This window comes from uncultured Roseobacter sp. (assembly GCF_947493125.1).
Lineage (GTDB): Bacteria > Pseudomonadota > Alphaproteobacteria > Rhodobacterales > Rhodobacteraceae > Roseobacter.
In genome coordinates, this window is the sequence record NZ_CANLQB010000013.1 from 66,832 (window position 1) to 90,384 (window position 23,553).

A 23,553-nucleotide genomic window follows, 5' to 3' on the forward strand; every position below is an offset into this window, starting at 1 on the left:
CAGGGGAATGCTTGGCAGGCTCTTGCGGGAAAATCTGCGCAGCCAGTCCTTCAACTACGGTGTCGCGATCCTGGCAATGATCGTGATCGCGGTCATGACCGCGCTCACCGCCTGGATCATGAAGGATATCATCGATTCAATGGTCGGCTCCGGCAACCGCGCGGCGGTCTTTTCGGTCGCCGCGGCGGTGGCGGCGATCTTCACGGTGAAAGGCATCGCCTCCTATATCCAGGTCATCGCGCTCAGCCGCGCGGGCAACCGCATCGTCGCGGATCAGCAGCGCAAGCTCTACGACCGGCTGCTGAAGCATGGCGTGGCGTTTTTCAACACGCTGGAAAGCTCCAACATCCTGATGCGGGTCACCACCTCGGCGCAGGCGGCGCGCGTGGTGATCGACACGCTGATCATGGGCTTCGTGCGGGACCTTTTGACCCTGGTCGGTCTGATCATCGTGATGGTCTACCAGCAGCCCACGCTGTCGTTCTTCTCGCTGGTCTTCGGGCCGCTGGCCGTTCTGGGCGTGCGCCAGATCCTCAAACGGGTGCAGAGCATCGTCGAGGCGAACATGGCGTCGACCGCCGAGATCATCAAAGTGGTGCAGGAGACCTCCACCGGCATCCGCGTGGTCAAGGCCTTCGCGCTGGAAAAGCTGATGGCCGCGCGCATGAATGCCGCCGTGACCACGGTGGAGAGCCGCTCCAACGCCATGGCGCGGCTGCAAGGCGCCACGAGCCCGCTGATGGAGACGCTTTCGGGCTTTGCCATCGCCTCCGTGGTGGCACTGAGCACGGTCAGCATCTTCGGCGATGACGCCACCTCGCCGGGGGAGCTGATGTCCTTCGTGACCGCGCTCCTGATGGCCTATGACCCGGCCAAGCGGCTGGCGCGCATGCGCGTGGTGATCGAGGAAGGGCTGGTGGGCGTGGGGCTCATGTACCAGATCCTCGACACGCCGATTGCGGTCAGCGAAGACCCCGACGCCACCCCCCTGCCCGATGGGCCGGGCGAGGTGCGCTTTGCAGATGTCACCTTCGGCTACGAGGCCACGGCGCCGCTGTTGCGGGGCCTCGACGTGAGTTTTGCCGCCGGCAAGACCACGGCGCTGGTGGGGCCCTCGGGGGGCGGGAAATCCACTATCATCAACCTCATTCTGCGGCTCTATGATCCCGGGGAAGGCCGGGTCGAGATCGACGGGTTTGATGTGCGGGGCGCCAGTTTCGCCTCGTTGCGCGACAAGATCGCCTTCGTGGGCCAGGAGACCTTCCTCTTTGACGGCAGCCTGAAAGAGAACATCGCCATGGGGCGGGAAAACGCCTCGGATGAGGAGATCATTGCAGCGGCCCAAGCCGCCAATGCGCATGACTTCATTTCGGCGATGCCGCAGGGCTATGACACGGATGTGGGCGAGAATGGTGCCAACCTCTCGGGCGGACAGCGCCAGCGCATTGCCATCGCCCGCGCGATCCTGCGCGACAGCCCGATCCTGATCATGGACGAGGCCACCAGCGCGCTCGATTCCGAATCCGAATATCTGGTGAACGAGGCGCTTCAGAAGCTCTCCAGGGGCCGCACGGCGATTGTGATCGCGCACCGGCTCTCGACCATCCTCAGCGCCGACCGGATCGTGGTGATCAAGGACGGCCAGGTGGTCGAGGAAGGCTCGCAAAGTGAACTTCTGTCGCAGGGCGGGCTCTTCAAATCGCTCTACGACCGGCAGTTCAACGCCGCCGAATAACAGGCTCTAAATAGCCGGGGCGAGCTCTGCCCGCGCCTTTGGCGGCCCGCGCGGATTTCGCATGCGAAACCCGCGCGTGTCCGATCAGAACAGCAGGTCGATCTCCGAGTCCTCGATGACGCGGGGCGCATCATCGTCGAAGGAGCCCTGCCCCTGCCTCAGCGCATCCCACAGGCTCTGTGTTTCGCCGCTCCCGGAGTTGGGATTGCCGATTACCTGCGCACCGGGGCTCGCATTGCCCTTGCTGATCTCGAAGATGATCTCATCCGCCTGGAAGTCGATGATCGTCTGCGCGGTATAGCCATTGTCGAGCCCGATGACGCGGATCTCGTCGAACATGCCGTGCAGCGCATCCACCCCGATCAGCTTGTGCGTGCCCGCCCCGCCTTGATAGGCCGACAGGTCGATCTGCAGCGTGCCGTCAAGCGACACGCCCGAGCGTACCGGGCTGCCGGTCTGATCCCAGGCCCCGGAGCGGAATTCCTCCAGCGTCGAGAACCCATCGGCATCCGCCACGAAACTCAGGCTCGCATCATCCTCCATCTGCAGGATCGCGTTGCCGGAGCTGTCGCCGTCGAAACCGACCTTGGCATCGGATCCTTCAATGCGCAGCTCGCTGTCCTTCGAGAGCACCATCGACGCCTTGTCCGTGGCCAGAATGGCCTGCGCATTGTCGCGCACAAGCATCTGCAGATCGCCGGTGAGTTTGTCGGTATTGACGAAGCGGCCCCCGGCCACATCCACCTGCAGCTCTCCGCCAGCGGTATAGCCATCGGCCCAGAACTGGCCGGACCCGTCGACGAGAACGCGCCCGTCCGCGCCGCCGGTGGCCAGCACATCGCGGACCTCCAGCAGCCCCGAGCTGACCGACAGCCGGCCGCCCGCGCCGAGGTCGAGATCGTCGATCCGGGTGGTGAGCATGCCGTAGTTCACCCAGTTGCCGCCCAGATCCACCTGGTCGCCATCCGTGGGCAGCTCGCCGCTGTCCCAGTTGATCCCGTTGTCCCAGCGAATGCCGTCGCCGAGGTCGTTGGGGATGAAGCGATGCGCCTTGACGTCGGTGGTCGAATCCAGCGCGATGCCAAAGCCGTTCTGGAAGTAGTCGACGATATCGCTGGCCGACACCAGATCGTCGAAGGCCGTGCCCGAGAGCGACAGGATATAATCCATCAGCCCGTCGATGGTCGCCTCCTGCCCGTCGGTCAACTGGTCCGCGTAGCGCTGGATCGTCGTCTGCATCGCCTGATCCACATCGGTGCCGTCGAGGTTGCGATCCATCGCCGCATCCTTCCAGCGCACCGGATCGGCGCCCAGCCAGTTCAGAACCTTGGTGTCGTCATAGAAGAACGACGCCTCGTCCTTCTGTGCCACCGCGAAGCTGGAGACCTGCTTGTCCTGCAGATCGGACGGGTCATCGGGGTTGGCCAGATGCGCGATGATATTGTCGAGCAGCGTGGTCTCGTAGCCCCCGTTGCTGGCGCCCCAGCCCTTCGCCCCGATGCTCTGCGCATCCTTGTAGGCGCCGGAGGTGATCACGTTGTCGGCAAAATAGGTGAAGTTGCCCACATGCCCGAACTTCTTGTAGTTGCCGCCGAGGAAGTTCACCGCCACGTTGTTGTCGGTGAAAAGGTTGTTCTCGGCATAGGCGCCACCGCGCAGCTGCGCCCCGATGGAAGCCGACTGCGACGAGATGTTGTCGCGGTAGGTCACATCGCTGGTGTTCCACTGCAGATAGACGTTGTGGCTGAACTGGTCGGGCGCGTGGCCCGTGCCGTCCATGTTGTACCCCTCCCGCCAGGCGTTGTGGTGAAAGACGTTGCCTTCGACCAGCAGGTTCGAGGTGTTCACCCCCAGCAGACCCTGCGTGACACCGCTGCCGTCGGCCGTGTTGGTGATGGTGTAGCTGATGGTGGAATCGTGCAGCGTGATGTGGTCGCTGTCGCGGATCCCCATACCATCGCTGAACAGATCCAAATCGGTCATCAGGACGTTGCTGGCGTTCTTCACGCCGACCCCGCCGAGGATCTTCAGATCGGACATCACCACATTCTGCGAGGGCAGCTGCGAGATCGAGACAGAGGTGTCGAGCACCGGCGGCGCGCCGTTTCCATAGGAGGTGATATACACCGGGTGCAGCTCGCTCTCACCGGTGGTGCCGCGGGTCACAACCTTGCCGACATCGTCGTAGGTATAGCCCCTCTCGAACAGCAGCCAGTGCGAGTTCGGCGCCTGCACGCTGCCGGTGAGCCCGTACCAAAGCATCATGCCCGCATCGGAGGCCAGCGCCATATCTTCGGTGGCCCCGTATTCGGTATGCTCCAGCATCCACTTGGTGTCGATATCGCCCACCGCGATGCCTTCCCGCGCGGCGATGTCCTTGAGGCTGAGGGCATCCTTGCTCTCGGAGACATAGACCTTGCGGTGGTTGTCGCCGGTTTCCACGACGATCTCGCCATCGCTGCCGGTCTCCAGCATGTAATGCTCGCCCATGCCCCATCCGGCGCCCTGCGTCGGTGTCTGCACATCGAGCTGCGCCGTGCCGACCCCGGTGCTGCCATTGGCATAGGTCACCTTGTAGTCGAAGGAGAGATCGCCTGCGTAATCGGTGCCCGACAGGACCAATGCAAAGGTATTGTCGGGGTTCACCGTCACATGACCCACATCCGGGCCGTCGATGATCTCGAGGGATTCGATCGTCTTCCCGGTGTCGATCTGCAGCGTCGTGGTGCGGCCCCCCGAGACGGCGAGAGTCTCTCCAGGGGTGAACTCCTGCGCCTCCAGGCGATCGGGCCCGTCTCCGTTGTTCTCCGCCGGGATCCGCGGCAACACCGGCTCCTGCGGATCACCGCTGCCACCGCCGCTGCCGGTGTCGGGGTCCGGGTCCGGATCGGGCGTCGGATCAGGATCCGGATCAGGCGGCTGGCCAGAACCGGAATCGGGATCAGGGTCTGGATCCGGCACAGGATCAGGGTCGGGGTCTGGCACTGGGCCGGGATCGTCGGAGACGCCTTCCAGAAGCACCGCACTGTCCAGAACGACCATCTTGCCGCCGGTGTCGGGGCCGGACCACTGCAACTTCAGCGTCTGCGCGCCGCGGGTCTCGAAATACAGGATTTCAATCGGGGTCACCCCCGCCTCCAGCTGGACGGTGACCGTGCCTTCGCTGGTGCCGCTCGGCGTGTCGTTCTCGATCACGACGCTATCGCCGAACTTCAGTTGCGCGCCGGAATCGGACAGCAGGCTGAAGGTGTAGCTGCCCGCCTTTTCCACCACGACGCCGCCGATCAGCTGGGCGGCGAAGAAATTGCCGCGCCCGCCGGTCCACCACGCGGCTTCACCGCTGTAGTCCACCTCCGAGACCACTTCCTTGTAGGCAGGGTCGGCGCTGAAATCGACTTTTGACAGGGACGAAATGCTCTTGTCCGCGCTGATGTCGAAATAGGCGGCCTGGAAGCCGGGCGGCAAATCTGCCGGCGGCACATTTCCACCGCCATCCTGCGGCTCTTCCGCCGGCGGCGCGTTGTCCGGCTGATCGGAGCCCCCGTCATCGGGCTTGTCTCCCAGCGGGATCACCACATCGCGGAGCGAGACCATACGGCCATCGGTGTCGGGGCCGGACCATTTCAGCCTCAGCGTCTGATCCCCGCGGGTCTCGAAATACAAAAGCTCAAGCGGGACGAGCCCTGCTTCCAGTTCCAGCGTCACCGTCTGCGTAATGGGATCGGTGGCACTGTAATTCTCGATCATGACGTCGCCGCCCAGCTTGAGCTGCGCGCCACTGTCGGACTGGAGCTGGAAGGTATAGGTGCCGGCCTTCTCGACCGTGACACCGGCCACGAATCGCGCGGCAAAGAAATTGCCGCGGCCGCCGTCCCACCAGGCGTCCTCCCCCCGGTATCCGATACGGGAGATGACTTCCTCATGCGCGGGATCGGCGCTGAAATCGACCTGTGACAGGGATGAAATGCTCTTGTCCGCGCTGATGTCGTAGAATTCCGCGTAGAACCCCGAACGTGTCTCAGACGAATTGGGCACCAGTGTGCCTGCGCTTTGTTTTCCCCCCAGAAGCGCCGCGAATTCGGTCCATGAAAACATCAGATCACCTCCCCGGCAAAGATGCAGTATTGCTGCTCGACTGCCTTGTTAGAGACTGATTTCAGGCGGGAATCCCGCCAGAGAATTGCGTCATGCGAGATCCGCCGTTCAAACACTTTGGTGTTCTCCTGTTCTTTGTTTTTGGCACGCAGGCAGGAACCCGGATCGGGCCGACCCGCTGCGAGATAAGTTGGGGGGGAAGTACCGTGCCAACGCCGCGGCGCTGGCCATCACAAACTACAAACGCTCGCGTATAGCGATCGTCACGCGCCGGGACAGGCAACCGGGATTACTCCTGGTGAATGCGCAGCAATTGCCATGCAAATACGTCGCTAGACTGGCAATTCCATGTAGCCGCCACTGCACGTCGTACGCCTCTCCGAACACCGGTCGAATACCGGATGCTCCTTTTGATTTTGTTATCACCGTGGACTTTTTTCAGACCACGGCAGCACCATCGGCGCTTGTAGAAGACTTCCCAAAGCAACCAAAATCAACTTTGGGATCCCACGCCAAAAAAGGCGAATTCCTGCTCAGAAAATAGGCTGATCGTCGGAGTTTCGCTTATATCCAGGCCGGGAATGCACATAATCGCAGATATCGTTCCAAAATTTGCAGCCATTTCTGACCCCGCCGGGGCTGCGAATTTGCTTTCAATTCGCCTGCGAATTGCTCTAGTCACCCCGGAACGGTGCAACGGACCTCACACAGCCCAAGGCAGGATGCAAGAGCTCGTCATAAGCCCTTATCGGACCGATCCGGCCTGGCTGGTCACCGCCGCGTCCTTTCTCATTGACCGCGTCGTGCCGGATTGCGAGCGCATCCACCTGGCCGCCCATGACGTGCAGGGGGGACGTCTGCACTACGGATACGGCCCCCTGCCCGCCCCGGCCCCGCCGAAACGCCGGTTTGCGGCGCTGCGCGCGCAGGCCGCCCTCCGGCCCGTCGAGGCGCCGCACCGCAACACCTTCGATCTGCGGCGCAATACGCCGACGAATTGGGCGCATTTTCTCAACAACCACCTGCCGATCGTCTTTGCCGTCTGCGCGCAGCTCGACATCGACCCGCAGCAGGCGCTGCTGGTGCTGCCCGGCGACACCCCCGCCTATATCACTGGTGCTGCGGACCTTTTCGGGCTCACCGTCCTGACAACAGACGCCCCCGTCCGGGGCGAGGGGGTGCTTTACGCGCCCGAGCCCTGGACCTCGATCCGGCCGGTCCGGCACGCGTGGGTGCGCAGCCCCGCCCTGCGCCAGCCTCTGGCGCGGATCGACGCGCAAACACCGCAGGCCGCGCCATCCCGCATCTTCCTGTCCCGGCGCGGCACCCGCGCGCCCCTGAACGACGCGGAGCTGACGGACCGGCTGCAGACCCGCGGCTTCACCAAGGTCTACCCCGAAGATCTGAGCCCCGCAGAGCAGATCACGCTCTTCCGGCGCGCCGAGGCCATCGTGGCGATACATGGCGCCGGCCTCGCACCACTGCTCTACGTCGAGCGGGACGGCCCGCTGCGGCATCTGGTGGAGATCCTGCACGCGGGCCATATGACGGATGTCTACCGGGTGATGGCCCAGCAGGTGGGTGTGGACTGGATCGGGGTGCGCGGGCGGCTCAAACCGGAGTACATCGAGGGTGCCTACGACTTCGGCAAGGTCTATAAGACCCACTCGCTGGATAATTTCGAGGTTGACCTGACCGCGCTCGACACCGCCTTCGAGATGATCGGTCTGGCCTGAGGAGCACGGAACACATGACACGCAAGGTTTTCGGCATCGGCTTTCAGAAAACAGGCACCACCTCGCTGGGCACGATCTTCGACAAGCTCGGCTACAGGGTGGCGAGCTACCGCGATTTTCGCGACTTCGCACAGCAGGACCATGTGGACTGGGCCGAGGTGACCGACCGGGCGCTGACAATCGCCGCCGGGGTGGATGCGGCCAAGGACACGCCCTGGCCCCTGCTCTACCGCGAACTTGACGCGGCCTTCCCCGGCGCGAAGTTCATCCATGTCACCCGCGACCCCGAAGCCTGGATCCGCAGCGCGGTGAAGGATTTTGCCAACCACCCCAACGCGCTGCATGAGGCAATCTACGGCTGCCCCTATCCGATGGGATACGAGGAGATCTGGCTCGACCGCTACCGCCAGCACAACGAGGAGGTTGCGGCCTATTTCGCCGACCGCCCCGATGATTGCCTGCACCTGCAGCTCGAGGATGGGGTCAGCTATGAGGCGGTCTGCGATTTCCTTGGGGAGGAGCGGGTCGGGTCCGGCGTGCCGGTGGCCAACACGCGGACCCGCAAGAAGCTGAAGATGCTGTGGTGGCGCCTCATGAAAAAGGACGGCTAGGCCGCTTGTTTCGCGTGCGAAACATTTTAAGTCATTGAAAATAAAAGATTTTTCTAAGGATGCTCATTGCGGGTGGCGAGCCAGTCGCGCAAATCGGCCAGCAGGGCCGCATCCACCGCCTTGCCGCTCAGCACCACGCGCCCCGGGGTGGCGGAGAGCGCAAGGCCGGGTGCGATGCTTTCGGGACGGGCTGCGCCGGGTGTCGCCGGGGCGGAGGCCTGCCCTTTCAGAACCCGCTCCAGCACCTTCCGTTCGGCGGCGGCCTCCTGCGGATCCGCCGCCTTCAGCGCCTGTGCCAGCCGGCGGGCAAACGCCGGGTCGGCCTGCAGGGCAGTGGCCAGCGGCAGGCCGAGCTTTTCGGGAATGGCCGTGGGAAAGCGCAGCACCGCATCGAGCGCCTCCACCAGCGCGGTGAAGGTCAGGATCTTGGACCGCTTCGGCGCGCGGGCGGCCGCAAACAGGCTGCGCACCGCGGCACGCACATCCGGATAGACCCCCCGCTCCGTGGCCTGCACGGCGATGCGGGCGCGCTCGTAAAAGCTCAGATCGGCGCGGATCTCGTTTTCCTCGACCATGGCACGGTAGGCCTCTGCCGCCCCCTCCAGTGCGCGCACCAGCGCCTGCACAGTGCCGAAGGCCTCCGCGTTCTCTGTGCTCAGCGCCTCGAGGGCCGCCAGCCGCCGCCAGCCCGAGATCAGCCCGTAGCGTCCGGGCGCCAGTTCCACCACCTCGATGGGGGTCTGCTGGCCCCGGTCACGCAGGCTGTCCTTGAGCACCTCCATCTCCTCCGCATCGGCGGCGATCCGGTCACGCACCAGATGCCCGGCCTCCACCGCCGTCAGCGGCAGGCGCAGCACCATGCGGCCCTCGGCGCGGGCGCGGCGCAATTCCTCGGCCACCTCCTCGAAGGCGGACTGCTGGGCCGCATCCCCCGAGACATCGGCAATGGGCGCGCGGCGGGCGCCATGCCCGACCCAGCCGAGCGCGGCCTTGGTTTCGGGGGCGGGGCCCTCTGCGGCGTGGGCGGCGGGGCTGAGACGTTTACGCTTGGCCATGGGCATCCTTTCGGGGGCAGGCAGGACAGGGTAGGGGATGAGGCCTTTGCAAAGCGTGAGCGGCGCGCACGCTGCTCTCTGGCCGGGGCGGGGCGACAGGGTTTCGCATGCGAAACATCACTGCGCCGCCGTCTCTGCGGCACCCGCCCGTTCATCGCGCCGCCAGGTGCCGTAGAGCAGCCGCTTGAAGGCGGCATAGGTCTCGTCGAAGGTGGCGCGCCCGCGGGCATAGGTGTCGCGGTTGAAATCGCGGTAATCGGCCTCGTAGATCCCGTTCACGCTCTCGCCCGCCTGGCCGATGAGGGCCGTGAAATCCTGCCGGAAGGGGCTGAGGGTGCGCCCCATGTAGGACTGCATGAGGCTCGCCATCTCGGTCTGCTGCACGCTGTCGAAGCGGGTGATCACCGCCTGCACCGCATCCCATTCGAAGGCCAGCTCCTCCCGCCCCAGCGCGCGGGCGGCCATGTTCTCGCCCTCCTCGATGGACGCAAAGGTGGCGTGCAGCATGTCGAAGAACCGCCCCGTGCTGTCGAATTCCACGAAGGAGGCGCCCACGGGCACCAGCAGGATATCCGCCGCCGCAAGCCCGTTGATCGTCAGATACCCCAGCGCCGGGGGCGTATCGAGAAAGATCAGGTCGTACTCATCGAACACGCCCCCTTCGGCCAGCGCATCGCCCAAGGCATCCCAGAGCTTCCAACTGCGCGCCGCCATGCGCCAGACCGGGATCTGGAACTCCGACCAGTAGAGGTTGAGCTGCGCGCCGATGAGATCGATGTTGGGCCAATGGGTGGGGCGGATGATGTCGCCGGGGGCCACCTCCAGCGCTTCGGTCAGGGTTTCGTCGAGCGGCAGCGGTGCCTCGCCCCGGTCCAGCCGGCGCTGGTTCTCGGCCCGCAGATGGGTGGCGTAATGCCGGGCCAGCAGCGGAAAGACCGTCTGCCATTCGTCCTCGATCCGGGCGCCGAAGATCGAGGTCATCGAACCCTGGCTGTCGAGATCCACCACCAGCACCCTGTAGCCGTCCAGCGCCGCCGACATCGCCAGATGCGCACAGGTGGAGGTCTTGCCGACGCCGCCCTTGAAATTCGCCACCGCCACGACCTTTGCCGGCAGCCCGGCGGGCCGGTAGGGCAGATACTCCTTGGCCTTGGAGCCCTCCTGCCCGAAATGGGCGCGCAGCCGCAGCACCTCGTCGAGGCTGAACCATTTGGCGCCACCCTCGGTTTCGCTCACCCCCTGCGGCAGATCGGGGTTCTGGCGCAGCACCCGGCGAAAATGGGCGGGGGCCACGGGGATGAGATATTTGGTGATCTCCCAGGTGGAAAAGGGCCGCAGCTGGCGCACACCGGAGGCATCGAGCCCGCGGCCTGCCAGATCGCTGCGCCCCTTGCCACAGGCTTCGGCGATGCGGCGCAGGGCTGCGGTGTCGGTGGGGGCGGGCAGCTCGGCCAGGGCCCGGTCGGGGGAGATGTTGAAATAGGGAGGGGTGTCGGACATTGGCTCGGGCTCCTCAACACACGTTTTGATACGCGTTTCGATCAAGATGCCATAAAAGACGTTACATGCAAAGAGGGTTGAGATATCGCGGGTGTTTTCTCAGCAAATTGCCGAGGCTGGCCACCCCGCGGGCCCTCTGTGGGAGCGCGCAACCGATCTCAGCTCTGTTAATATGGTGTTATTGTTAGTTAAGGGGCAAGGCTTCCTTTGAAATCGGGCGTGGTTTCAAGATGTTGAGCGCTTTTGCCGGAGCAGTGGCGACTCTGAAACCCCGATAGAGCGACTCCGATCCCCCGACAGGCCGACTCCGAAACCGCGAAACGCCCGCGGTTTCGCTGGACGGAGTTATCCACAGCCTTTAGCCTGCCCCGTAAATGAAACCCCGAATCCGATAACGGGGGCGGCCGCTGCGCCGCAGGCAGGCAGATGGGGCGGAAAACTCCGCGCCGGAAAGAGAGCGGATATGACGGGCAGGGCGATCTCGGCGGGGGCCGCGGGGCAGGGCGATTTCTTCGTCTGCGATTTCTTTGCCGCGGTGCCCAAGCACGATCTGGCGGCCATGGAGCATCCGCTGTTCTCGCTCTCCACCCGTCCGGACCGGCGCATTCTCAACTACACACACAATGACACCGAGATCACCATCACTCCAAGCGTGAAGGGGCGGGCGACGATCTTCGATGCGGATATCCTGATCTTCTGCATCAGCCAGCTGATGGCGGCGATCAATGCCGGGAAAAAGACCTCGCGGCACCTGACGCTGACGGCGCATGATCTCTTGATGGCCACCGGGCGCGAGACCTCCGGCGACGGCTACAAGCGGCTGCGCGACGCCTTCGAGCGGCTGGCGGGCACGCGCATCACCACCAATATCGCCACCGGCGATCAGGAGACCACCACCGGCTTCGGTCTGATCGAAAGCTGGCAGATCGTGCGGCGCACGCGGGCCGGGCGCATGGTGAGCGTGCGGGTGACGCTGTCGGACTGGCTCTACCGCGCGGTGCTGGCGAAATCGGTGCTGACGCTCAGCCGGGCCTATTTCTCGCTGCGCAAGCCGCTGGAGCGGCGGCTCTATGAGCTGGCGCGCAAGCACTGCGGGCGTCAGCCGGTCTGGCGCGTCTCGGTGGAGACATTGTGCAAGAAGTCGGGCTCCGCCAGCCCGCGCCGGGTGTTCCGCGCGATGCTGCGCGAGATCATCGCGGGCGACCGCCTGCCGGAGTACCAGTTCACCGAAGAACCGGGGGACATCATCGCGGTGCGCCCGCTGCAGGTGGTGGAGCCGGCGGCAGCGCCCGGCCCGCAGCTGGCGCCCGAGACGCTGGAGGAGGCGCGCAGGCTGGCTCCGGGCGCGGATGTCTACGCGCTGGAGGCCGCGTGGCGCGCGGTCTGGGACAGCAGCGGCCGCCCGGCTTTGCGCGCGCCGGACCGGGCCTTTCTGGGCTGGGTGCGGCGCCAGGCGGCGGCCTCGGAATAGGGGCGCCTCCCACAGCACCGTACGCTGTCGTAACGCGGTTTTCGGCATTCTCCCGGATGGTTTCGGTTTCACGACTTCACCCGGTGCCGAAAAGGAACCCGCCAGATGTCCAGATTCCGTTGCAAGCCTTTTGTGGGCGGTCACGTCCTGCCCGCCAGTGCCGGGAGCGCCATCGGCGGACCACGCGACTGGTCGGTGACCGACGATGGCTCCGTGGCGGGGGATATCCTGCGGCTCGACGTCAGCGCCCCGCCGCCGCCGGTGCCGGGCTACCGGCTGACGCATTACGAACTGGCCCTGTCACAGCGCGGCGGCAGCACCGAGATCCGCCGGGTCCTGGGCGGGCCCGCACCGGATTACAGCCGGCGGTTCCGCACGGCGAGCCCGCGCACACCGCAGCGGGCGCAGCTGCGCGCCGTCTGGCAGGAACTGAACCAGATGCGCTGGAACGCCGCCGAGGAATACGAGCCCACCCTGAACGATGCCGCCTCCCAGCCCACCACCGAGGCGACAGCCGTCGTCAGCGCGCGGGTGGACAACGGCGATGGCACCTGGACGGTCACGCTGGACAACATCGCCGCCCCCTTCGTGGCGGGCGAGATCACCATTCTGCGCGGCCGGCCCGGCGAGACCCAGTCGGTCACCGGCAATGAGATCGTCTGGCGCAGCTACCGGGTCTATGATCCGCAGCCCGGCGACACGCTGACCCAGCTCAACGGGGCCCGCGCGACCTTGAAGAAAAAACTCCCGATCAGCGCAGGCGCCGGGCTGCATTATCTGGTGCTGGAGGATATCTCCGGCCTCTTCGAGGACCAGCAGATCACCTTCGTGAACGGCAATGCGGGCGTGCAGGGCAGCGCGTTGCACTGCACCCACGACGATGCCGTGCGGGTCACGCTGAAAAGCGAATGGTCGCTGCCGCGCGACGTGCTGCCCGAGACCGGCACGCCGCAGGTCAGCCTCATCGCCAGCAGGACGACCTGTCTGCAGGGCGAGGCGGTCATCTTCGAGGCCACGGCGACGGGCTTTCAATGCGAACGCCCGATCCACGAGCTGCGCTATCGCTTCTTCGTCGATAAGCCGGGCGAGCAGGGGGTGCATGCAGCACTGCCGGCCTTCTTCGACAGCTGCTTCGGGACGGGCGCCAGCACCCGCACGGAAGGCTATGCGCAGGTCTGGGCCTTCGCGCCGCGCACGACCGGCACGGTGACGGTGCGCTGCGAGGTGACCGACCGCGAGGGCAATACGGCCACCGCCGCCCTCGACATCACCGCTGAGGCGCCGGCGACGGTCTTCGACGAGGCCGATGTCTATGCCGCCTCCGCGGCCCTCACCCCGGTGCCGGGGGTGCCCGGCGCGCGCCTCTTTTCCACATTCGAAGAGCTTGAGGCGGCCTTGCCGAATGGCGAGACGCGCGGCCTGGTGCTGCTGGATACCAATGATCTGCACGGGGCCGGCCAGTTCGACCACTTCAACATCAAGGACAAGGTCAAGACGCATTGCGCGCTGATGCCCTATAACGCCAGCGGTGTCGGCCCGGCGGCGGGCGCGCGGGCGGCGATGAACCGCGGCATCACCTATGAGGGCGCCCGGCTGACCACCTTCGGCATCAACCTCGTGGGCCCCTTCGTGCCGGAGGATCCCTTTTCCGTCTCGGTGCATCCCGAACACGGGTTCAACTGCGACCAGGTGGGCTACAATGCGATTGCCGAATGCGACATCACCGGCTGGCGCGAGAATGTGAAACTGCCGCTGCCCGGCAACCGCGGCGCCTATTTCGATGTGCTGAACACCGATTATCACAACTTCGGCTGGTTCGGTGGCGATGTGGGCCGGCATGCCTTTGCGGGGGTCAACACCTTCACCAACCCGCGCTCCTGGCGCGCCAGCGGCAAGAGCAGCGCCTCCGACAACGCCGATGACGGCTTCTTCGTGGATCACGGCCCCTACCGCTCCTCCCGGCCCGACGGCGCCCGCGGCTTTTCCAAATGCGTCTTCTTTTCCTGCTGCTCCTGGGGCGGCACCGGCTATCCGCAGAACCCCGTGCGCCTCTATGGCAACGGGGCCACGGACCGGCCGATGATCAGCCACGGGGCGGAGATCATCACCGAGGGCGGGGCGCTGTCGATTGACGCCACCACCCGCGGCGGCGGCGACACCACGGCGCATCCGCAGGATTTCGTCTGGGACAAGTTCTTCCACATCACCTCGATGCAGCCCCTGAGCGCGATGGCCGTGGGCATGGGCGGGGTGACGCTGCGCAATGGCGTGATCGTCACATCGAGCAACCCCTATGAGGTCAACGGCTCCGGCGTGCGGCATCACCTGGGCTTTTCCAACGAAAACTCGGTCCCGGGTCAGAACGACAGCGAGAACAACCCCATCGACATCTCCTTCCTGTCGGTTGTCGATCTGCGGGTGGACAGCGGCCAGAGCACGCAGCAACTGGTGCTCTCCTCCTCCAACGCCGAGTTCCCGATGAAGAACGTCAATATCGAGAACGTGCTGACCTATGCGCCGAACTTCACATCCAGCGATATCGGGGCGGCCCCGCTCGACACCACGCCGCGCTGGACGCCGCTCTATGCCGGGCAGTATTTCTGGGACCCCACGATCACCGGCACCAATGCCGAGCGCCTGGCCGGCCAGAGCCCGGATCTGTCCTTTGCGACGCCGCCCGAGGTGACCGCCAGCTTCATGCCGGCGCCGGGCTCGAACGCCTATGGCACGGCGGCAGGAGCCGTGCCCTATGACGACATCCGCAGCCGGGTCCGCCCGAGCCAGGGCGCCTCGCGCGGGGCCTACGACCCCAATGCGACCTGAGGCGCCTCGGCGGCAGCGAGCGGCAGGCGGCCCACCGAGACATAGGCGGTGAAGCCCGCCGCCGCCGCGTCCTGCTCGGAGTAGACATTGCGCAGATCGGCCATCGCCGGGGTCACCATGTCCCGGGCCATGCGCCCCAGATCGAGCGCGCGGAACTCGTTCCATTCGGTCAGCAGCACCAGCGCGTGGGCGCCCGTTGCCGCGGCATAGACATCGTCCTGCCAGTCCACACCGGGCAGCAGCGCCTCGCCCTCGCGGCGGCCCTGCGGGTCGACCACCCGCACCCGTGCCCCATTGCCCACCAGCCAGGGCACGATGGTCAGGCTGGGCGCCTCGCGCATGTCGTCGGTATTGGGTTTGAAGGTCACGCCGAGCACCGTGATCGTCTTGCCGTTGACCGAACCGCCGCAGACATCGACGATCTTGTCGATCATCCGCCGCTTGATCTCGTCGTTGACCTTGATCACCGTCTCGGTCAGCTGCATCGGGCAGGCATGGTCCTGGCCGATGCGTGCCAGCGCCTGGGTGTCCTTGGGAAAGCAGGAGCCGCCATAGCCCGGGCCGGCGTGCAGGAACTTGTTGCCGATGCGCCCGTCGAGCCCCATGCCGTGAGACACCTGTTTGACGTCCGCGCCCACCCGCTCGCAGAGCGCCGCGATCTCGTTGATGAAGGTGATTTTCGTCGCGAGAAAGGCGTTGGCGGCGTATTTGATCATCTCGGCACTTTCCAAGCCCGTCACCATGATCGGGAAATCGCGCAGATAGAGCGGCCGGTAGATCTCTTCCATGACCGCGCCTGCCCGCTCGCTTTCGACACCGACCACGATCCGGTCGGGGCGCATGAAATCGTCGATCGCGGCCCCCTCGCGCAGGAATTCGGGGTTTGAGGCCACATCGAAGTCGGCCGCCGGATTGGCCCGGGCCACCACCCGCGCAACCTCGCGGTTGGTGCCGACGGGCACGGTGGATTTGGTCACGATGACCGCATAGCCGGTGAGCGCCTGCGCCACCTCTTCCGCCGCCGCCATGACATAGCTGAGATCCGCATGGCCGTCGCCGCGGCGCGTCGGTGTGCCGACGGCGATGAAGACCGCCTCGGCGCCGTCTACCGCGCGGGCCAGGTCGCCGGTGAAGGACAGCCGCCCGGCGGCCACGTTGCGGGCCATCAGATCATCGAGGCCGGGCTCGTAGATCGGCACCTCGCCCGCTTCCAGCATGGCGATCTTGCCGGGGTCCTTGTCGACGCAGGTCACGTGATGGCCGAAGTCGGACAAGCAGACCCCGGAGACGAGACCCACATACCCAGTGCCGATCATGGTGATTTTCATGCGATGCTCCTTGTCTCATCAACCTGGAGCGTCATGCGCCGCCCGCGCCGGGCCTGTCAACAGGCCTGGCGCCTTGTCCGGCGCGGATCCGCCGTGGTGCTTCTTGGCGTGACAAAGAGCAGCGACGTTGCTAGGGAAAGCAGCAAGCAAGGCAAGGGTTCGGTACCGGTGTTGATAGAGCGCACGACGTTCGAGGATGTGGTGATCCTCGAGCCGCAACGGTTTGGCGATGCACGCGGATTCTTCTGCGAAAGCTGGAACCGCAAGCGGATGGCCGAGGCCGGGCTGGACATCGACTGGGTGCAGGACAATCACTCGCTCTCGGCGCAGACGGGCACCCTGCGGGGGCTGCACTTTCAGGCGCCGCCCCATGCCCAGGCCAAGCTGGTACGCTGCGGGCGCGGGGCGCTTTACGATGTGGTGGTGGACATCCGCCGCGGCGCGCCCACCTACGGGCGTTGGGTCGGGGTCGAGCTGAGCTTTGAGAACGGCCGCCAGCTTCTGGTGCCGGAAGGCTTTGCCCATGGCTTCGTCACGCTGCAGCCCGACACCGAGATCCTCTACAAATGCTCCGATTACTACGCGCCGGAGGCCGATGGCGCGATCCGCTGGGACAGCTGCGGCATCGACTGGCCGCTCTCGGGCGCACCGGTGCTCTCGGAGAAGGACGCCGCCGCCCCCGCGCTCGCCGATTTCGACACCCCCTTTGTCTGGGAGGCCGCATGAAACTGTTGATCACGGGCGGGGCGGGCTTCATCGGCTCGGCTGTGGTGCGGCGCGCCATCGCCGACGGGCATGCCGTCGTCAATCTCGATGCGCTGACCTATGCCGCCTGCCTCGACAATGTGGCGCCGGTGGCCGACCACCCCGCGTATACGTTCGTTAAGGCCGATATCCGCGACCGCGCGGCGCTCGATGGTGTGTTTGCCGAGCATGCACCCGAGGCGGTGATGCATCTGGCCGCCGAAAGCCATGTGGACCGCTCCATCGACGGGCCCGGCGCCTTCATCGAGACCAATGTCACCGGCACCTACACCCTGCTGGAGGCCGCGCGGCAGTTCTGGACCGCGCAGGGCAAGCCGGAGCGCTTCCGCTTTCACCATATCTCCACCGATGAGGTCTTCGGCAGCCTCGGGGCCACCGGGCAGTTCACCGAAAGGACGCCTTACGATCCGCGCTCGCCCTATTCGGCCAGCAAGGCGGCCTCGGACCATCTGGTGCGGGCCTGGGGCGAAACCTACGGGCTGCCGGTGCTGCTGACCAACTGCTCCAACAACTACGGGCCCTACCACTTCCCCGAAAAGCTCATTCCGGTGATCATCCTCAATGCGCTGGCCGGCAAGCCGCTGCCGATCTATGGCGATGGATCGAACGTGCGCGACTGGCTCTATGTGGAAGACCATGCCGAGGCGCTCCTGCGGGTGCTGCAGCAGGGCAGGGCGGGGCGCTCCTATAACATCGGCGGCGAGAACGAGGTGTCCAATCTCGATCTGGTGCGGATGCTCTGCGCGGTGCTCGACGAGATGCGCCCGCGGGCCGATGGCGCGTCTTACGCCGGGCAGATCACCTTCGTGGACGACCGCCCCGGCCATGATGCGCGCTATGCCATCGACCCCGCACGCATCCGCGACGAGCTGGGCTGGCGCCCCTCGCTCACGCTGGAGGAAGGGCTGCGGCGCACGGTGGCCTGGTATCTCGAGAACGAACCCTGGTGGCGGGCGCTGCTGGCGCGCGACGGGGTCGGCAAACGGCTGGGGGTCGGCGGGTGAACCGGTTGCGGGTCGGTTTCTTCTCGATTCACAACCCCTACAACCGGGTCAATTTCAGCGGTGTGCCCTATTACATGCTGCAGGCGCTCGAGGCCCATCCCGCGGTCGAGGTGGTGGTGATGGGCGCGCATCTGCGCCCGCTTCCGGGCTGGGCGGGGCGGATCCAGAAGAAATTCCGTCCGCGGACACCGCTCGATCTGGCCCGCGTGACCGAGCCCGAAGACCTCGATCTCATCCTCAGCGTCGTCTCGACCCGGTTCGTTGCCGAAGAGGCCGCCCGGATGCGGGCGCCGGTCTTTCATGTCACCGATGCCACGCCGGCCTTCCTGCGCGAGGTCTATGGCCGCGACATCCCGCCTCAGAAGGATGCGCTGGAGGCGGAGTGCCTCGCCCATGCGGCGGCGGCGGTCTATTCGTCGGATTACATGGCCGCGCGGGCCCTGCGCGAGTTTCCGGATCTCTCGCCCGACCGGGTGCATGCCTTCCCCTTCGGCCTCAACCTCGATGACATCCCCGCCGCGGTGCCCGAAAAGCCGCCGCTCGATCCGCTCAACCTGCTCTTCGTGGGCAGCGACTGGCAGCGCAAGGGTGGTACGCTGGCGGTCGAGGTGCTTGACGCGTTGCGCACCCGGGGGGTCGATGCGACCCTCACGGTGATGGGCAATGACGCAGCTGGCCAGCTGGGTCATGCCCATGTGCGGGGCCTGGGCTTTGTTGACAAGAACAGCCGCGAGGGCCGCGCGCTCTTTGCCCGCGAGCTCAGCCGCGCGCATCTGCTGCTGCATCCGACCCGGGCCGATTGCTCGGCCATGGTGGTGGCCGAGGCCAATGTCTACGGCTGCCCGGTGGCGGTGACCGATGTGGGTGGCATTCCCAGCGTGATGGATCCGGGCCGCAACGGTGTGCTCTTCGATCTGACCGACGGGCCGGAGGAGATCGCGGATGCGATCACGGCGATGACCGGTGATGCGGAGACCTATCGCGGCCTGTCACGGTCCAGCCGCCGCCATTACGAGGAGAAGCTGACGTGGCGCACATGGGCGGACACTCTGCTGGCGATCGCGCCGGCGCGCCGGGCCGGGCAGGGCTGATGCGCGATCTTCTTGTCTTCGGCCGGACCGGCCAGGTGGCCACCGAACTGCAGGCCCAGGCGCCGGAGGCGGTGTGTCTGGGGCGGGCGGAGGCCGATCTGTCCGATCCCGCAGCCTGTGCCGCCGCGATCCGGGAGCGCGCCCCGGCGGCCGTGATCAATGCCGCCGCCTATACGGCGGTCGACCGGGCGGAAGAGGAAGAAGACCTCGCCACCACGGTCAACGGTGCGGCCCCGGGCGCAATGGCCGAAGCCTGTGCCGCGCAAGGCATCCCCTTTGTCCATATCTCGACCGACTATGTCTTTGACGGCACGGGCACGCGGCCCTGGCTGCCGGACGACCCGGTGGCCCCGCTGGGCGCCTATGGCCGCTCCAAGCTGTCGGGTGAGCGGGCGGTGGCGGCGGCAGGGGGAGCTTACGTGGTGCTGCGCACCTCCTGGGTGTTCTCCGCGCACGGACAGAATTTTCTCAAGACCATGCTGCGGCTGGCCCAGACCCGTGACCAGCTGTCGGTGGTCGACGACCAGATCGGCGGCCCGACCCCGGCGGCGGCCATCGCGGCGGCCTGTCTGGAGATCTGTGCAGCACTGCGCGCGGCCCCAGGCAAGGCGGGCACCTATCATTTCTCCGGCGCCCCCGATGTCTCCTGGGCCGGTTTCGCACGCGAAATCTTTACGCAGAGCGGCGCGGGCGTGACAGTCCGCGGCATCCCGTCCTCCGACTACCCCACCCCGGCGCCTCGGCCGCTGAACTCGCGGCTGGACGGATCCGCGCTCGCGGCGCACTTCGGCATCCAGCGCCCGGACTGGCGCGCGGCGGTGCGCACCATCGTGAAAGAGCTGACATGACGACACCGACACGCAAGGGCATCATTCTGGCAGGCGGCTCGGGCACGCGGCTCTATCCCATTACCATGGCCGTCTCCAAGCAGCTGCTGCCACTCTATGACAAGCCGATGATCTATTACCCGCTCTCGGTGCTGATGCTCGCCGGCATCCGCGAGATCGCGGTGATCACCACACCGCAGGACCAGGCACAATTCCAGCGCCTGATGGGCGACGGGTCGCATTGGGGGCTCAGCATCACCTGGATCGAGCAGCCCAGCCCCGACGGGCTGGCCCAGGCCTATATCCTGGCGGAGGAGTTCCTCGACGGCGCGCCCTCGGCCATGGTGCTGGGCGATAACATCTTCTTCGGGCACGGACTGCCCGAGCTGCTGGCCGATGCGGACAGCAAGACCAGCGGCGGCACGGTCTTCGGGTATCAGGTGACCGATCCGGAGCGCTATGGTGTCGTCACCTTCGACGACAGTGGCACCCGGGCGGTGGAGATCGTCGAGAAGCCGGAGCATCCCGCCTCCGATTTCGCCGTGACCGGGCTCTACTTTCTCGATGGCACGGCGCCTTCGCGGGCGCGGGCGGTGCGCCCCTCGGCGCGCGGCGAGCTGGAAATCACCTCGCTGCTGGAGAGTTATCTGCAGGAGGGGACGCTGTCGGTCCAGAAGATGGGCCGCGGCTATGCCTGGCTCGACACCGGCACCCACGCCAGCCTGCTCGATGCGGGCAATTTCGTGCGCACCCTGCAGGACCGGCAGGGGCTGCAGATCTCGGCGCCGGAGGAAATCGCCTTTCGCCGCGGCTGGATCGACCGGGCGCAGCTTGCGCAGCATGTGCAGACATTTTCCAAGACAACCTACGGCCGGCATTTGAATCGCCTGCTCGACTGAGCCGTCCGGTGTCGCACCCGTGCCACAGTGTGTTGTTCGTAAATCATGAACAACTCAGCGCATTTTCTGGGATTTCGCACGGCAGGCTACAACCCATAAGGGTACTGCGCTGGAATTGGGCGAAATATTCAAAAATTTTTGCCGTATTAAAGTAAAAAAAAGCATTAATGCTTTTCGAATATTGGCAACTGATGTTAGATTGTTCCTCGAAGACTGACCCGGGATGACAGTGATTCCGGAGCAGATAAGTTAAGATGTCCCGCTAAGCGGGTGGTAAAACGAAGGGTGAAGGAAATTATGATACGTACATTTACTGGTGCGGCCGCCGCCGTGTTCGCGATGAGCACAATGGCCTCCGCCGCAAGCTTTTCACTGGATACGACGAGCGCGGTCTTTACGTCGATCCCCGGCGGCATCGAAGGCGATCAGAACGTCACCGGTCAGAACGACGTGCTCGAAGAGCTGGGCGCGCAGATCCCCGGTGCTTTCCAGGACGCAGGCAACAACAACTTCTGGACACTGGAAGGTTGGCAGGGCGCACAGATCAATTTCTCCGGTGGCGGCAAGGTCCGTGTGGAGATCCTGGGCTGGGAAGCCGGCTTTGAGAACACGGTCACCGTGGACGGCCAGACAGCTGGCAAGTCGCTGGGTGATGGCAGCCGGGTGATCGCATCCGACATCAACACACCGCTTGACGAATTCGTCACAGGTATCCTGGGCGCCGGTCTTCTGGACCTGAGCTTCAGCAGCGAAAACGGCAACCCGCCGGCTGACAAAGGTGGTGTCGCCAACGGTGCCAACCCGATCATCGGCCAGAACTTCTTCGTCTCCTGTGAAGGCAACGCTTCGGCCACCTCGTGCCAGCGCATGTATGTCTTCTATGATGACTCCGATGTGGCAGGCGACAACCACGACGACCTCGTGATCCGCATCTCCGCGGTGCCGCTGCCGGCAGGCGCAGTGCTGCTGCTGACCGGTCTTGGTGCTCTGGCCCTGCGCCGTCGCAAGACTGCCTAATCGGTCTTCAAAAGATCAACGGAATTGAAACAGGCCCTCGCGGGCCTGTTTTTTTGTCTGACCGTCGAAGGCTGTGCCGTCAGAGGAAAGTGCCGCTGGACTGGAAGCTGCCAAACGTGCCGCTGTGCACCCCGGCGTTGTAATCTTCCGCTGTTCCGGCGAAATCCACCAGCGGCTGTCCGAAGCTGATCCGTGACAGAGCGGGCTCTCTCAGACCATCGGCATCTGCGAAGGTGTCCCGGATCGCCGGGTCGCTGATATCGGCAATGGTCTGCGATTGCGGGGTGGCCCAGAAGGCCACGCGGTTGACCGTGCCGGCGAAGGTCTGGTTGGTGCGGTCCGACCGCATGAAGAGCCGAAGCGGATCCGAGCCCAGATTGAAACTGCTGCCCGGCGCAGTCGGGTCGGAGACATTGACGACTTCGCTCCAGCTGCCTGCCGCGGTATCGAAGCTCCAGGCCCGCACGTTCATGATGTCATCCGTATCGAGCCACGCCGAGACCAGCAGGTGGTAGCGGGTGCCGAGCGGGACGGTTTCGGTGCCTTGTGTGATGGATGTGCTGCCACCGAGAAGCCGCAGGCGCACGCCGCTCAGGCCGTTTCCGGCGGTATAATCCGTGTGGAACCCGCCTGCCGTGCCGTTCCAGGTGGCGAGCGCGGCCCGGGCATCGAGAGCGGCATCCTGTGTCAGAGAGGCAAAGAGCAGCAAGGCGCGCGCATCCGAGGGCAGCGGATCGGTTGCGGTCAGCGCGCTTCCGTCCGGGACGGACACGCTGTTTTCGATGAAACTGCCGCTGACAGCGTTGGTCACGGAAACGCCGGAGACCGCCGCCACCGGGTTGGCGACCATGTCCGTCAGGTCGCTGCCGGCGTAGTCGAGGCTCAAGGTCTGGCCGGCGCTGAGCTGCGTGGAGAGCGACAGTGTCAGCCGGGTGTCATTGAAGCTGACCGTGACGATCTGCTGGGCCGCCCCGTCTGCCGAGAGCGCCCAGTCACTGGCGTCGGTGCTGCCGGACAGCGCTTCGGAGAAGTCCACCTCGATCTCCAGGCCCGAGGTCGTGGTCTGGGCGGCTGTGATCGTGGGCGCCACGGTTTCGAGACGAAACCCGTTAGACGAGGCCACATCCGTGTCGTTGCCGCCGGCGGGCACCAGGTGCAGATAGTAGATGTCCGACGCGAGGCTGGGCGCGATATCCGGCAGTGTCTCTGCGCCGGAGCTGGTCCAGGTGTCGGAGAAGCTGCTGGGCGCCTCGGCGCCGGTGTCATCCTGACCGGCGCGGATGCGTGTTGCGGAGGGGGCCGTCGCGGACCGGGTCAGAACGCCGGTCACGCTGCTGTCGCGGTCGATGGAATAGGCGAGTTCGACTTCACCCGTGGCGATCTGGTCGCTGACCACAAGCCCGGTGACGCGTGCAACGGAGCCACTGGCCGCGGTGACGGTGCTGCTCGCCGAAGTGGCGCTGTCGCTGCCTTGCCCATTCGTGTCGGTTTGGCGGACAGAGATTGCAGCACCTTCATCGCCGCCGCTCAGCGTGAACGTCGCCGCAGTGGCGCCTGGGATTTCGGTCCCGCCGCGCAGCCACTGCCAGGTGGTGG

At 65.5% G+C, this 23,553-nt stretch carries 16 protein-coding genes; 11 read left to right on the forward strand and 5 right to left on the reverse strand.

Annotated features, from left to right (window positions below; translation table 11 throughout):
• Nucleotides 1–7: 7 nt before the first annotated feature.
• The gene (locus tag Q1A71_RS21750; protein ID WP_299681804.1) at nucleotides 8–1,735 is read left to right on the forward strand and encodes an ABC transporter ATP-binding protein; all 1,728 of its coding nucleotides are present in this window, start codon (nucleotides 8–10) and stop codon (nucleotides 1,733–1,735) included.
• A gap of 84 nt (nucleotides 1,736–1,819) precedes the next feature.
• On the opposite strand, the gene Q1A71_RS21755 is transcribed toward Q1A71_RS21750, so the two are convergent.
• Nucleotides 1,820–5,830, reverse strand: coding sequence for a PA14 domain-containing protein (locus Q1A71_RS21755; RefSeq protein WP_299681807.1), 4,011 nt, complete (start codon nucleotides 5,828–5,830; stop codon nucleotides 1,820–1,822).
• A 722-nt stretch (nucleotides 5,831–6,552) separates the two neighbouring features.
• Here Q1A71_RS21755 and Q1A71_RS21760 point away from each other — a divergent pair.
• Both Q1A71_RS21760 and Q1A71_RS21765 read left to right on the forward strand, forming a co-directional pair.
• Entirely contained in the window at nucleotides 6,553–7,566 is a 1,014-nt protein-coding gene (locus tag Q1A71_RS21760; protein WP_299681811.1) for a glycosyltransferase 61 family protein, read from the forward strand.
• A 14-nt stretch (nucleotides 7,567–7,580) separates the two neighbouring features.
• Nucleotides 7,581–8,177: a sulfotransferase gene (locus Q1A71_RS21765; RefSeq protein ID WP_299681814.1), complete on the forward strand. Its 597-nt coding sequence runs from the start codon at nucleotides 7,581–7,583 to the stop codon at nucleotides 8,175–8,177.
• A 53-nt stretch (nucleotides 8,178–8,230) separates the two neighbouring features.
• Here Q1A71_RS21765 and Q1A71_RS21770 read toward each other — a convergent pair whose 3' ends face one another.
• Both Q1A71_RS21770 and Q1A71_RS21775 read right to left on the reverse strand, forming a co-directional pair.
• Complete coding sequence (locus tag Q1A71_RS21770) at nucleotides 8,231–9,232, reverse strand: ParB N-terminal domain-containing protein (protein WP_299681817.1); 1,002 nt, start codon at nucleotides 9,230–9,232, stop codon at nucleotides 8,231–8,233.
• Nucleotides 9,233–9,349: 117 nt separating this feature from the next.
• Nucleotides 9,350–10,732, reverse strand: coding sequence for an AAA family ATPase (locus Q1A71_RS21775; RefSeq protein WP_299681820.1), 1,383 nt, complete (start codon nucleotides 10,730–10,732; stop codon nucleotides 9,350–9,352).
• Nucleotides 10,733–11,195: 463 nt separating this feature from the next.
• Here Q1A71_RS21775 and Q1A71_RS21780 point away from each other — a divergent pair, with 463 nt between their 5' ends.
• Together Q1A71_RS21780 and Q1A71_RS21785 are read left to right on the forward strand one after the other, a co-directional pair.
• Nucleotides 11,196–12,203 (forward strand): replication initiator protein A, encoded by a 1,008-nt coding sequence (locus tag Q1A71_RS21780; RefSeq protein ID WP_299681823.1) that lies wholly within the window; start codon nucleotides 11,196–11,198, stop codon nucleotides 12,201–12,203.
• A gap of 105 nt (nucleotides 12,204–12,308) precedes the next feature.
• Nucleotides 12,309–15,026 (forward strand): hypothetical protein, encoded by a 2,718-nt coding sequence (locus tag Q1A71_RS21785; protein WP_299681826.1) that lies wholly within the window; start codon nucleotides 12,309–12,311, stop codon nucleotides 15,024–15,026.
• Here the strand turns inward: Q1A71_RS21785 and Q1A71_RS21790 are convergent.
• Nucleotides 15,005–16,354 carry a UDP-glucose/GDP-mannose dehydrogenase family protein gene (locus tag Q1A71_RS21790; RefSeq protein WP_299681829.1) on the reverse strand — a complete coding sequence of 450 codons (1,350 nt, stop codon included), beginning with the start codon at nucleotides 16,352–16,354 and terminating at the stop codon, nucleotides 15,005–15,007. The genes Q1A71_RS21785 and Q1A71_RS21790 overlap by 22 nt on opposite strands.
• A 168-nt stretch (nucleotides 16,355–16,522) precedes the next feature.
• Between Q1A71_RS21790 and rfbC the strand changes: the two genes are divergently transcribed.
• From rfbC to Q1A71_RS21820, 6 genes are all read left to right on the forward strand, one after another.
• A complete protein-coding gene (gene rfbC, locus Q1A71_RS21795; protein ID WP_299681832.1) occupies nucleotides 16,523–17,080 on the forward strand; it encodes a dTDP-4-dehydrorhamnose 3,5-epimerase in 558 nt (185 codons plus the stop codon).
• On the forward strand, nucleotides 17,077–18,123 hold the full coding sequence (rfbB, locus tag Q1A71_RS21800) for a dTDP-glucose 4,6-dehydratase (protein WP_299681835.1): 1,047 nt from the start codon (nucleotides 17,077–17,079) through the stop codon (nucleotides 18,121–18,123). The genes rfbC and rfbB overlap by 4 nt, the downstream gene beginning before the upstream one ends.
• Entirely contained in the window at nucleotides 18,120–19,214 is a 1,095-nt protein-coding gene (locus tag Q1A71_RS21805) for a glycosyltransferase family 4 protein (protein WP_299681838.1), read from the forward strand. Before rfbB ends, Q1A71_RS21805 begins: the two co-directional genes overlap by 4 nt.
• A complete protein-coding gene (gene rfbD, locus Q1A71_RS21810; protein ID WP_299681841.1) occupies nucleotides 19,214–20,062 on the forward strand; it encodes a dTDP-4-dehydrorhamnose reductase in 849 nt (282 codons plus the stop codon). The genes Q1A71_RS21805 and rfbD overlap by 1 nt, the downstream gene beginning before the upstream one ends.
• Nucleotides 20,059–20,940 (forward strand): glucose-1-phosphate thymidylyltransferase RfbA, encoded by an 882-nt coding sequence (rfbA, locus tag Q1A71_RS21815; RefSeq protein ID WP_299681844.1) that lies wholly within the window; start codon nucleotides 20,059–20,061, stop codon nucleotides 20,938–20,940. The genes rfbD and rfbA overlap by 4 nt, the downstream gene beginning before the upstream one ends.
• Before the next feature lie 297 nt (nucleotides 20,941–21,237).
• Nucleotides 21,238–21,957, forward strand: coding sequence for a VPLPA-CTERM sorting domain-containing protein (locus Q1A71_RS21820; protein ID WP_299681848.1), 720 nt, complete (start codon nucleotides 21,238–21,240; stop codon nucleotides 21,955–21,957).
• Between the two features lie 79 nt (nucleotides 21,958–22,036).
• Here Q1A71_RS21820 and Q1A71_RS21825 read toward each other — a convergent pair.
• The coding region (locus Q1A71_RS21825; RefSeq protein ID WP_299681851.1) for an Ig-like domain-containing protein at nucleotides 22,037–23,553 on the reverse strand (1,517 nt) is incomplete at its 5' end.